Annotated in this window: 12 protein-coding genes; all 12 read left to right on the top strand. The window is 52.5% G+C overall.

Going from position 1 to position 12,384, the window contains the following annotated elements; translation table 11 throughout:
• The first annotated feature begins 260 nt into the window (after positions 1-260).
• The 12 genes from rfbB to ACO0LN_RS06910 all read left to right on the top strand — a co-directional run bounded on the left by rfbB (position 261) and on the right by ACO0LN_RS06910 (position 12,369).
• Entirely contained in the window at positions 261-1,337 is a 1,077-nt protein-coding gene (rfbB, locus tag ACO0LN_RS06965; protein WP_422972227.1) for a dTDP-glucose 4,6-dehydratase, read from the top strand.
• Entirely contained in the window at positions 1,334-2,242 is a 909-nt protein-coding gene (gene rfbA, locus ACO0LN_RS06960) for a glucose-1-phosphate thymidylyltransferase RfbA (protein WP_232063086.1), read from the top strand. The genes rfbB and rfbA overlap by 4 nt, the downstream gene beginning before the upstream one ends.
• A 17-nt stretch (positions 2,243-2,259) precedes the next feature.
• Positions 2,260-2,805, top strand: a complete 546-nt coding sequence (gene rfbC / locus ACO0LN_RS06955; RefSeq protein WP_162043202.1) for a dTDP-4-dehydrorhamnose 3,5-epimerase — start codon at positions 2,260-2,262, stop codon at positions 2,803-2,805.
• Positions 2,802-3,779 carry a dTDP-4-dehydrorhamnose reductase gene (gene rfbD / locus ACO0LN_RS06950; protein WP_422972225.1) on the top strand — a complete coding sequence of 326 codons (978 nt, stop codon included), beginning with the start codon at positions 2,802-2,804 and terminating at the stop codon, positions 3,777-3,779. The genes rfbC and rfbD overlap by 4 nt, the downstream gene beginning before the upstream one ends.
• Positions 3,776-4,177 (top strand): sugar 3,4-ketoisomerase, encoded by a 402-nt coding sequence (locus tag ACO0LN_RS06945; RefSeq protein WP_162060650.1) that lies wholly within the window; start codon positions 3,776-3,778, stop codon positions 4,175-4,177. Before rfbD ends, ACO0LN_RS06945 begins: the two co-directional genes overlap by 4 nt.
• Positions 4,178-4,291: 114 nt before the next feature.
• Positions 4,292-5,416 carry a DegT/DnrJ/EryC1/StrS family aminotransferase gene (locus ACO0LN_RS06940; protein ID WP_422972223.1) on the top strand — a complete coding sequence of 375 codons (1,125 nt, stop codon included), beginning with the start codon at positions 4,292-4,294 and terminating at the stop codon, positions 5,414-5,416.
• A 2-nt stretch (positions 5,417-5,418) separates the two neighbouring features.
• Positions 5,419-6,666, top strand: coding sequence for an O-antigen translocase (locus tag ACO0LN_RS06935; RefSeq protein WP_422972221.1), 1,248 nt, complete (start codon positions 5,419-5,421; stop codon positions 6,664-6,666).
• Positions 6,653-8,086, top strand: a complete 1,434-nt coding sequence (locus ACO0LN_RS06930; protein WP_422972219.1) for a hypothetical protein — start codon at positions 6,653-6,655, stop codon at positions 8,084-8,086. Before ACO0LN_RS06935 ends, ACO0LN_RS06930 begins: the two co-directional genes overlap by 14 nt.
• A gap of 15 nt (positions 8,087-8,101) precedes the next feature.
• Positions 8,102-8,893: a glycosyltransferase family 2 protein gene (locus tag ACO0LN_RS06925; protein ID WP_162043208.1), complete on the top strand. Its 792-nt coding sequence runs from the start codon at positions 8,102-8,104 to the stop codon at positions 8,891-8,893.
• Positions 8,894-8,896: 3 nt separating this feature from the next.
• Positions 8,897-9,853 (top strand): UDP-glucose 4-epimerase family protein, encoded by a 957-nt coding sequence (locus ACO0LN_RS06920; protein ID WP_422972217.1) that lies wholly within the window; start codon positions 8,897-8,899, stop codon positions 9,851-9,853.
• Between the two features lie 8 nt (positions 9,854-9,861).
• Complete coding sequence (locus ACO0LN_RS06915; protein ID WP_422972520.1) at positions 9,862-10,422, top strand: sugar transferase; 561 nt, start codon at positions 9,862-9,864, stop codon at positions 10,420-10,422.
• An 18-nt stretch (positions 10,423-10,440) separates the two neighbouring features.
• Complete coding sequence (locus ACO0LN_RS06910; RefSeq protein ID WP_422972518.1) at positions 10,441-12,369, top strand: polysaccharide biosynthesis protein; 1,929 nt, start codon at positions 10,441-10,443, stop codon at positions 12,367-12,369.
• Positions 12,370-12,384 lie beyond the last annotated feature (15 nt).

The following is a 12,384-nucleotide window of genomic DNA, read 5'->3' as shown; positions in this document are numbered from 1 at the left end:
TGTCGCAGACAAACCCGCTGGCCTCTTAATCCATAAAGACATAGCAAGATTTCCATATTGACAAGTTTATAAGCCCGCCCGCTACTTTGCTGCGCGCTGTTACACGCTGCCTCAGACGGCCTGTACATAAACAATTGCCCAAATATATTAAATAAACGCATAGATTCGCAGGCCCCTTCAACGAAAGCACGCTCTTCTCAAGTAAAATCGCCTGTTGCGAGCAATTCAGCAGATTTCAGCGATTATTAGAGGAGTGAGGCATGATTTTTGTCACAGGGGGCGCAGGTTTCATCGGTGCCAATTTTGTTCTGGACTGGCTGGCCCAGTCAGATGAGTCCGTACTCAATTACGACAAACTGACCTATGCCGGTAATTTGAACAACCTGGCCAGCCTGAACAATGACGCACGCCATGTGTTTGTCAAAGGTGACATCGTTGATAGTGCGCATTTATGCGGCTTGTTTTTTGAATATCAGCCCAGGGCTATCGTCCACTTCGCAGCAGAAAGCCATGTAGATCGCTCCATCCATGGCCCGGCAGCTTTTGTGACGACCAATGTCAACGGCACCTTCAACCTGCTGGAAGCGGCACGCACTTACTGGCAAAGCCTGGAAGGCGAGGACAAGGCCAACTTCCGCTTCCTGCATATTTCTACTGATGAAGTGTATGGCACGCTGGCTACAGATGATGCGGCATTCAGCGAAACCACGGCTTACGCACCGAACAGCCCTTATTCAGCCACCAAGGCAGCCTCCGACCATCTGGTACGGGCATATCATCACACCTATGGTTTGCCGGTACTGACGACCAATTGCTCAAACAATTACGGCCCTTACCATTTCCCGGAAAAACTGATACCGCTGATCATAGCCAATGCCCGCGCCGGCAAGGATTTGCCGGTGTATGGCGATGGCTTGCAGGTACGTGACTGGCTGTATGTCAAAGACCATTGCGCCGCAATCCGCCGCGTGCTCGAGGCTGGCAAACCCGGTGAAACTTATAACGTTGGTGGCTGGAATGAGCAAACCAATTTGAGCGTGGTGCATACCCTTTGTGAATTGCTCGACGAGCTGCAACCCAAGGCGCAAGGCAGCTATAAAGACCAGATCAAACATGTGACCGACAGGCCAGGTCATGACCGTCGCTATGCCATTGATGCCCGCAAGATAGAAAAAGAACTGGGCTGGAAGCCGCAAGAGACTTTCACTACCGGACTCAGAAAAACCGTGGAATGGTATCTGGCCAATGATGAATGGACCAGGCAGGTACAGTCTGGCGAATACCTGAAGTGGGTAGCGCTGCAATATGAAGAAGATGAAGACGGGGACGTAGTATGAGTGGCAACAACATGGCCAGTACTTCGGCACGCAAAGGCATTATCCTGGCCGGTGGTTCAGGCACGCGACTGTATCCGGTAACCCAGGCGATATCCAAGCAATTGCTGCCTGTATATGACAAGCCCATGATTTACTACCCGCTGACATCGTTGATGCTGGCGGGGATACGCGACATCCTGATTATTTCTACACCGCAGGACACGCCGCGCTTTGCCGAATTGCTGGGTAATGGCAATCAATGGGGCATACAACTGAGTTACGCCGTCCAGCCCTCTCCCGATGGCCTGGCGCAAGCCTTTATCATAGGCCGTGAATTTGTAGGCAATGCCAGCACAGCACTGATACTCGGTGACAATATCTATTACGGCCATGATTTTGAGCCGCAAATGCGCCAGGCTGATGCACAGCAAAGCGGTGCCACCGTATTTGCCTATCATGTACAAGATCCTGAACGCTATGGCGTCGTTGAATTCAATGAAAAACGTCAGGCTATCAGCATAGAAGAAAAACCGAAGACACCGAAATCGAATTACGCCGTCACTGGCCTGTATTTCTATGACAACCAGGTCTGTGACATCGCCGCCAGCATCAAACCTTCGGCCCGGGGTGAACTGGAAATTACCGACGTCAATAATGAATATTTGAAGCAGGGTACGCTGAATGTGGAACTGATGGGCAGGGGCATGGCCTGGCTTGATACCGGCACCCATGAATCGCTGCTCGAAGCCGGGCAATTCATCGCCACCATAGAAAAACGCCAGGGCCTGAAAGTAGCCTGCCCTGAAGAAATTGCCTACCGCCGCCATTACATCAGTGACGCCGACCTCGAAAAACTCGCGCAGCCACTGAAGAAGAATGAATATGGCCAGTATCTGTTGAAGTTACTGGACAAGAAAGCGTACTGATAGATGAGAGTTTTACGATGAAAGTGGTAGAAACCGGCTTGCCCGGCGTATTGATACTGGAACCCCGGGTTTTTGGCGATGACCGTGGCTTTTTCTATGAAAGCTTCAATGCCCGCACTTTTGCAGAGTTGACAGGCCTGGATGTCAATTTTGTGCAGGACAATCATTCCAAATCAGCTAAAAATGTCTTGCGCGGCCTGCATTACCAGATACAGCAAAGCCAGGGCAAACTGGTGCGTGTGATTGCCGGTGAGGTGTTTGATGTCGTGGTTGATCTGCGCAAGTCTTCACCGACTTTTGGCAAGTCTGAGGCTGTCGTCCTGTCTGGCGAAAACAAGCGCCAGTTGTGGATACCGCCAGGTTTTGCCCATGGCTTTTTAGTCACCAGCGACAGCGCAGAATTTTTGTACAAGACCACCGATTACTGGGCACCGGAGCATGAACGCTGCCTGCTATGGAATGACCCGGTACTGGACATCAACTGGCCCTTGCAGGATGCACCACTGCTGTCTGGCAAAGACCAGTTAGGCAAACTGCTGGCAGATGCCGAGGTCTTTGCATGAGGATATTATTGACAGGCACGAGTGGGCAATTGGGCCATGCCCTGCTGCCGCACTTATCACGCCTGCCTGCAACTGCGATCATCCATGCGCCGCAAAGAGCAGAACTGGATTTAAGCAATGCCGCGCAATTGCGACTGTGCATCAACGACTTCAAACCAGATCTGATCATCAATCCTGCTGCTTATACAGCGGTAGATCTGGCCGAAAGTGAGCCAGAAAAAGCCCATGCCATCAATGCGACTGCACCTGCCATCATGGCAGAAGAAGCTTACAAGCTTGGTGCTGGCCTGATTCATTATTCAACGGATTATGTCTTTGCCGGTGACAAGGCAGATGCAGAAGGCAACTGGCAAGCCTTTGCAGAAACCGATGCAACAGCCCCCTTGAATGTGTATGGCAAAACCAAACTGGCAGGCGAACAAGCCATTATCGCCAGTGGCTGCCAGCACCTGATCTTGCGCACCAGTTGGGTCTATTCAAACTTTGGCAAGAATTTTTTCCTGACCATGCTGAAGCTGGCGCGTGAACGCGATCAATTGCGCGTTGTCAATGACCAGTGGGGCACGCCCAATTCGGCTGACTGGCTGGCTGCTGCTACTTGCGAAATACTGGCTCAGCTACAGCAATCCACAGATGCGGCGGCATGGTGGCAGCAATTTGGTGGCATCTATCATCTGAGTGCTACAGGCGCGACCAACTGGTTCGCCTTTGCCACCGCCATCATAGAACTGGCAGACCAGCAAAACAAACTGGGCAAGGCTGCGCCGCAGATCAGCGGCATACCAGCCAGTGAATACCCTGTGCCTGCACGCCGCCCTCACAACTCTTTATTGAATACAGAAAAATTGCAGGCTGCTTTTGGATTGTCCATACCAGACTGGCGCATCCCCCTGGATGCCTGCATGCAAAGCGTGCAAGCTCCCGCTTTTGCATCACTCCATACAACAACTCAAGCTCAAGGTCAGACCACGTGAAACTGCAAATGATACCTATGCGCGTGCTCGGTGATGAGCGCGGCAGCCTGGTCGCCGTTGAGGCCAATCAGGACATCCCTTTCCCTATCGCCAGGGTTTACTATATTTTTGGTACGCTGGAAGGTGTGGAGCGTGGCTTTCATGCCCACAAGACCTTGCAGCAAGTGGCAGTGGCAGTGCGAGGTTCTTGCACCATGGTGTTTGATGACGGCAAAGAGCGTGTAGAACTGGAACTTGATTCCCCGGCCAAGGGCGTTTACATAGGCACGCGCATCTGGCATGAAATGAAAAATTTCACTGAAGATTGCGTACTGCTGGTGTTTGCTGACCAGCATTATGACGAGGCAGATTATTTGCGCAAGTATGATGAGTTTTTGAAGTTCATAGAAACCACCTGAATTAGTAAATCACAAAAAACCTCTCACCACAGAGGCACAGAGATATAGAGAAATTCGTAAGAGAAAATCCATGCAAACTCTCTGTGTCTCCATTCTTTTGAACGAATGGACAATATGAAACCTATACCTTATCTGGAACTCAAGCCTCAGCATCAGGATTTGCGTGCCGAGTTGAATCAGGCTTTTAATGAAGTATTGGATAGCGGCTGGTTTATCCAGGGCAAGCAGCTGGAAGCCTTCGAAGCTGAATATGCTGCGTACTGCGGCAGCCAGTATTGCGTTGGTGTCGGCAATGGCATGGATGCGCTGCACCTGATCTTGCGTGCTTATGGCATAGGTGAAGGTGATGAAGTCATCGTGCCTTCGAATACTTATATCGCCAGTTGGCTGGCGGTGTCGTATGCGGGCGCCACGCCAGTGGCGGTAGAACCGGATATGCCAACCTACAATATCGATCCTGCCAAAATTGCGGCTGCCATTACACTCAAGACCAAGGCCATCATGGTCGTGCATCTGTATGGCCAACTCGCAGACATGGACCCGATTATCGCCATCGCCCGTGAACATGGTTTGAAGGTCATAGAAGATGCAGCGCAATCGCATGGCGCAACATATAAAGGGCGCGTTTCCGGCGGCCTGGGTGATGCTGCTGCACATAGTTTTTATCCGGGCAAGAACCTCGGTGCACTGGGCGATGCGGGTGGTGTCACCACCAATGATGCAGAGCTGGCCAAGCAACTGAAAGTCTTGCGCAATTATGGCTCGCAAATCAAATACCATAATGAAGTCAAAGGCTATAACTCGCGCCTTGATGAATTACAGGCGGCTTTGCTGCGGGTAAAACTGCACAGGCTGGATGGCTGGAATGTACAGCGCCGTGCACTGGCGCAGCAATATCATGAAGGTTTGAAAGACTTGCCCGGCCTGGTGATACCGTTTGTGCCTGAGTGGTCTGAACCGGTCTGGCATATCTATGCCGTACGTCATGCGAAACGTGATGCCCTGCAAAAACACTTGCAGGATGCAGGCATAGGCAGCCTGGTGCACTACCCTATCCCACCGCACCTGCAACCAGCTTATGCTGAATTGCAACTGGGTGTGGGCAGTTTCCCGTTGTCTGAGCAAATCCATGCAGAAGAACTGAGCCTGCCGCTTGATCCTTATCTTGCACCGGAAGATGTCAGCCGTGTCATCGCTGCCGTGCGCGATTTCGTCCTGCAAGCTAGCTCAACTCTCTGACAATGACACTGGTACGTACCAGCCTGTTGAATGCAATTGCTGTCATGGTCAGAATGCTGACCATGCTGGGCCTCAATAAATTGCTGGCGGTGTATGTGGGTCCAGGTGGCTATGCCGTCATAGGGCAATTCCAGAATGCTGTGACCATGATTTTGTCATTTGCCAGTGGTGCGATTTCCACAGGCGTGACCAAATATACTGCTGAGCATGGCGACGATGCCGCAGCCCAGCAAAGAGTATGGGCCAGCGCGGCGCGTATTTCTATTTATTGCTCGCTGGCTGCTTCTGCAGTCATTACGGTATTTCATCAGCAACTGGCGGTATTACTCTTAAAAGATGCGCAGTATGGCAGTGTGTTTTTATGGCTGGCTGCCAGCCTGGTGCTGTTTGTCTTGAATACACTCTTGCTGGCGATTTTGAATGGCAAGAAAGCAGTCGCCGCTTATGTAGGCGCGAATATCGCGACCAGCATAGTCACCCTGCTGGCAACCTGGTTGCTGGCCAGCGTCTGGGGCCTGTATGGTGCACTGGTCGCGCTGGCGGTGAACCAGTCTTTCGTCGCCATCATCACCCTCATCCTCTGCTTGCGCAGCAAATGGTTCAACATTGACATGCTGTTTGCAAAAGCAGACAAGGACATGCTGCGCAAACTGGGCGCATATGCGCTGATGGCCATAGTCACTGCCACGGTCGTGCCGCTGAGCCAGATGCTGATACGCAACCACCTGGTGCAAGACTTTGGCTGGCAAGACGCTGGTTACTGGCAGGCGGTGACACGCATCAGTGATATTTACCTGATGCTAATCACTACCACGCTGACGGTGTATTACCTGCCGCGCCTGGCAGAAATCAAGCTTGCGGCAGAATTAAAAAAAGAGATCAACCGCGTTTATCGCTTCGTACTGCCTTTGACTGCACTAGGTGCAGTTATGGTCTACCTCTTGCGTGATCTCATGCTGTGGCTGGTATTTACAGAAGAATTCCGTCCCATGTTGCATCTACTGGCCTGGCAACTGGTAGGGGACTTTATCAAGATAGGTAGCTGGGTACTGGGCTTTGTCATGCTGGGTCGGGCATTGACGAAACCGTATGTGATTACCGAGATCGTCTTCAGCCTGTCGCTGGTTATCCTGACTTATCTGCTGACCCCGGCATTTGGCTTGCAGGGTGCGGTCATTGCTTTTTGCATTAACTATGTATTGTATTGGGCATGTATCGCCTGGATTTTGAAAAAATATGCCTACCGCTGAACGCCCACTCAAGCTCGCCAGTTTTATACAGGCATGCGTCGCCCGCGTGCTCGCGGTGGGCGAACTCGATAGCTGCATGCGGCGTGCCCGCGCGCTGGGCGAGCTGCTATGGAAAAACAATCTGGGGCAATATGCCTTGGTTGAACTGGAACAGACTTTGCTGCAACGCTACCAGCATTTGTTCACTACGCCAGCACAACGAGACATCAAGGCAACTTATCTGCATGTATTGAGCCAGGCTTACACCGCCAGCGGCCATACCCGCGTAGCTGAACACCTGATCGCCAGCCAGGCCTTGCAGGATTCTGCAGTACTGGTGACAGAAAAAGCGCCACCTGCTACCTGGGAGAAGCTGAGTACGCCCGGCCATCCATGCATCTGCCTGCCCAGGTACAGCGACAGGCAAGAAAAGATACAGGCCTTGCTGAATCATTTTGCACAATACAAAATCCTTGTGCTGCATATCCATCCCTATGACATCGATGCTGTCATCGCGGCAGGATTAGCCAGGCAATTGTGCGGCACCCGCATTTATATTTACAACCATGCAGACCATGTATTTTCTTATGGTCACGGCACCGCAGATGTAGTGCTGGAACTCAGTTATTTTGGCTGGGAACTCAGCAAACTGCGCGGCACGCATGAGAAATGCGTGTTTGCCGGTATCCCGCTCAAGTTGCCGGATACCACTGCCGAAAGGCAGGAAAATGCCACCGGCCATATCGCCAGCGCAGGATCAGCCTACAAATATAAACCGGGCGGAGCGTATTCATTCCCTGATTTTGCAGTGCAGCTACAAGCCAGAACAGGCCGCAAACTGATGTTGATAGGCCCCAACCTGAAAACCAACTGGTGGTGGTGGAAGCCTGCGCGGCAGATGGGCGAGCAGGCGATTTTCCACAAACGCATGGCATATCAGGATTATCTGGCCTGCATGCGCGATGCCAGTGTGTATGTCGATAGTTTTCCGCTGACCGGCGGCACAGCCTTCCCGGAAATGGCAGTCAAAGGCCTGCCCTGCTTTGGCATATTGACAGGCGCGCACGGCTATTCCCCGGCAGACCAGCTCAAATCAGGCAGCCAGGACACCTTGCTGGATGATATGGATTATTATCTGGAACAAAAGCAGCAACAGCAGCAGCGCCCTGGCATAGACCAGGCTGTCATCCTGCAAGAAATCAGGCAAGCGCACGGCATAGAACAGGTTGCACGCCGCATCAGTATGGCAGAAACAGCGAATGCGCAAGAAAAACAGCCGCCATGGTCAAATCCGGCACCTATAAACTGTGATTTCTATGAGAAAATCTGGTACACAAGGAAATTGTTCACGCCGCCCATCCATAATTTCCCTGACTGGAAACTGGGCGTATTATTTTTAAAGTATTGGATACAAAGTCGGCAGACTGGTCATCAGACTTAGAGCTGCAGCTAATTTATGATACATGTCGCAATCGTCAGCCACGGCCATGAAAACCTGCTTATCGCAAGCGGCGTGGGTGGCCTGCGCGATGCCGCTGAAGGCATGCATGTATGGATCAAGGATAATCAGCCTTCGCCGGAGTTGAAAGCCTATTGCCTGCAACATGGCGTGTCTTATATAGACGATAAACCTGGCCTCGGCTTTGGTGAAAACAATAATTACCTGTTTGACCTGATCAGCAGCAGTATAGGTTTTGCCGAAGGTGACAGCTTTATCGTCATGAATCCTGACATCACCATCAATGCTGACACGATCTTTACCCTGGTAGAGAACATGCGGCGCGATGCTTTTCCGGTAGCGACCATCAACCTCTACCGTGATGATCAGCACCTGTATGTAGATGCGAATGTACGCCGCTTCCCGAATGTGATTTCCCTGTTGCGCATGGTGGCGGTACGCTCCCTGTCCGAGCCTTACGACAAGAAAACAATGACAGAAACCTGCCATGTCGATTGGGCTTCTGGTGCCTTCCTGGCTTTTGATGCACTGCACTACCAGGCCTTGCAAGGTTTTGATACCCGCTACTTCATGTATTTTGAAGATGTAGATATCTGCTACCGCTCCAAGCAATTACTGGGCAAGGGCATACGTTTTTATCCGCAACTCGATGCTACCCACACTGCCGCCCACAAGAACCGCAACCTGGTATCACGCCATGCGAGCTGGTTTTTCCGCAGCTTCCTCAAATTTTTGTCGCGCCGCTATTTTGTCTATGACAGGCGGTCGAATTTGCCTGCTGCCAAATAAGGTATGAAGCAGCAAATTTTGTTGACCGGTGCCAGCGGCTTTGTCGGCCAGGCTCTTGCCCGTGCCTGCCTGGCTCAGGATGTTACCCTGATTTGCCCCAGCCGCCGTCCCCTGGACTGGCAGGCCGCAAATATGCGAAATCCCATTGTCAGCGATATGAAGGCGGACACTGACTGGTCTGCCCATTTGCAAGGCGTGGATATCGTCGTACATAGCGCAGCGCGAGTACATGTGATGCAAGAGACAGCCAGCGACCCTCTCGCGCAATTCCGTGCAGTGAATGTCGATGCCAGCCTGCAACTGGCACGCCAGGCAGCAGCCGCGGGCGTCAGGCAATTTATTTATTTGAGTTCAGTCAAGGTGAATGGCGAAGCGACCTTGCCAGGTCATCCATATACCGCTGATGACCAGCCCTTGCCGCAAGATGCCTATGGCATATCCAAAATGGAGGCAGAGCAGGCTTTGCTGCAACTGGCACAGGCAACGGGTATGGCTGTCACCATCATACGCCCGCCGCTGGTGTATGGGCCGGGTGTCAAAGCCAATTTCCTGAGCATGCTGCGCATGGTGCGCCGTGGCCTGCCTTTGCCCTTGGGCAGCATACACAACCAGCGCAGCTTTGTGTATCTTGGCAATCTGGTCGATCTTGTTCTGCATTGCCGATTGAACGACGCGGCGCGCAATCAGGTTTTCCTCGCATCCGATGGCAGGGATTTATCGACGACAGAATTATTGCGCCTGTGCGCGCAGGCCTTGCAAGTCAAGTCGCGGCTATTACCGTTCCCTGCAGTTTTGCTGACACTCGCAGCCAGCATGCTGGGCAAGAAAAATGTGGCTGACCGCTTGTGCCAGTCTTTGCAAGTCGATATCAGCAAGACCCGAAAGCTGCTGGCCTGGTCACCGCCCTATACCGTAGAACAAGGCTTGCAGGCCACAGCCGCAGCCATACCCGTTGAATGAAGAATATGTTGAAGCGCCTTTTCGATCTCGTCCTTGCTCTGACAGCCAGCCTGTTTTTGATGATACCTTTGATCATCGTTGCCATCTGCGTCAGGCTGACCTCTCGTGGGCCTATTGTGTATTGGTCTGACAGGGTCGGGCGCAATAATGTCATTTTCAAGATGCCCAAGTTCCGCAGCATGCTCATCGACACACCGGCGGTTGCCACGCATTTGCTCGCCAATCCTGATCAATACCTGACGCCCATCGGCTCTTTTCTGCGCAAATCCAGTCTCGACGAATTGCCGCAGTTGTGGAGCATACTGCGTGGTGACATGAGTTTTGTCGGCCCGCGCCCTGCCTTGTACAACCAGCATGACTTGATTGCCCTGCGCACTGAAAAGCAAGTGCATACTATCCCACCTGGCCTGACGGGTTGGGCACAGATCAACGGCAGGGATGAGTTACCTATTCCTGTCAAAGTGGATCTCGATGCGTATTATCTACAGCATCAGTCCTTCATGCTGGATATCCGCATCTTGTTCCTGACCTTCTACAAGGTGGTGCGTCGTGATGGTGTAACTCATTAATAAGGGCTGGCTATCATGATGCAATCCGTACTCAATCTGCCCCGCCTGCAAAAACAGTTGATAGCTGCCCTGGCTGACGCCATCTGCCTGCCGCTGATGTTTATCCTGGCGATCTGGCTGCGTTATGAAACCTTTAATGCCAGCCTGTTCAATCATTACTTCTGGCTCATCGTTTCTTCTTCCCTGATCGCCATACCGGTATTCATACGCATAGGTTTGTACCGTGCCGTGATCCGTTTCATCGACCAGAAAATCATCAGCGTAGTGGTCTTTGGCGTCACCCTGTCGGTGCTGTTCATGGCCTTTGTGGCGGTGATGTTGCATATCACGCCTTTGTCGCGTGCCGTGTTTGGTTTTTTCTGGGCGGGTTCCATTCTGTACGTGGGTGCCAGCCGCTTCCTGGCCAGGGCCTGGCTGTTGCAGGCCGACATGGCCGAGAACGCCACCCGCATTGCCATCTACGGTGCGGGCAAGGCTGGTGCGCAACTGGCCACTGCCCTGCGTGCCGGCGGTGAATATGTTTGCACCGCCTTCATCGACGACAACAAATCCATACAGGGTTCCACCATAGGCGGCGTCAAGGTATTTGCACCTGAATTGTTGAAGGACCTGGCTGAGCGCCACGATATACGCGAAATCCTGCTGGCCATGCCCAGCATCAGCAAGACCCGGCAAAAGCAGATACTTGACCAGCTCGAATCGCTAAAACTGAAGATCAAGGTCACGCCATCAATACAGAGCCTGGTGAATGGCGAGCTGCGCTTGCAGGATATACGCGAAGTAGAGATAGAAGATTTGCTGGGCCGCGACCAGGTAGAACCTGATGCCCGCCTGCTGAGCATCTGCATCACCGGCAAGCGTGTCATGGTGACGGGGGCTGGTGGCTCGATAGGTTCTGAACTATGCCGCCAGATCTTGCGCCAGCGCCCGGCCAAACTGGTCTTGCTGGAAATGTCGGAATATGCCTTGTACGCGATAGAGCAGGAACTGACTGGCCTGCGACAGCAACTGAAGCTGGATGTCGAGATACTGCCGTTTCTCGGTTCCATACTCGACAGCGCCAAGCTTGACCGCATATTCACCACCTGTGAAGTTGAAACCCTGTACCACGCTGCCGCCTATAAGCATGTGCCACTGGTCGAACATAACCCGGCTGAAGGCATACGCAATAATGTGTTTGGTACGCTGTCCGTAGCGCAAGCGGCAATGGCGGCAAAGGTAAAGAATTTTGTGCTGATCTCGACTGACAAAGCGGTGCGCCCGACCAATGTCATGGGTGCGACCAAGCGTCTGGCCGAACTGATCTTACAAGCCTGTTCACGCCGCCAGCAGCACACGCGTTTTTGCATGGTGCGTTTTGGCAATGTGCTGGGTTCATCCGGTTCGGTCGTCCCCTTGTTCCGCAAACAGATCATGGCAGGTGGCCCCATCACTTTGACCCATCCCGAGATCACCCGCTATTTCATGACCATACCCGAGGCCGCGCAACTGGTCTTGCAGGCCGGGGCCATGGGCGAAGGCGGTGATGTGTTTGTGCTCGACATGGGCGAACCGGTACGTATCATTGACCTCGCACGCCGCATGGTACATCTGAGTGGCCTCGAAGTGAAAAGCGAAACCACGCCCGACGGCACCATAGAAATCCAGCACGTAGGTCTGCGCCCCGGTGAAAAACTGTATGAAGAATTGCTGATAGGCGACAATGTTGAAGGCACCTCCCACCCGCTGATCATGCGTGCCCAGGAGAGCGAGTTGCCATGGGATCAACTGAATGCCTTGTTGCAAGAATTAAATACTGCCTGCTCCGCTTTTGATTATGAGCAAATCCGTGCCCTGTTGCTGCAAATAGTGGCAGAATATGAGCCACAATGCGGTATTGAAGACCTGATCTGGCAAGCCCAGCAAACTGGCCCCAAAGACCAGACAGCTACCGGGCTGCTCCACTGACTCTTTTACTATAGA

This window comes from Undibacterium sp. TC9W (assembly GCF_049339865.1).
GTDB lineage: Bacteria > Pseudomonadota > Gammaproteobacteria > Burkholderiales > Burkholderiaceae_D > Undibacterium.
The sequence above is the reverse complement of the archived record's forward strand: the minus strand, read 5'-3'. Positions and strand labels throughout refer to the sequence as shown.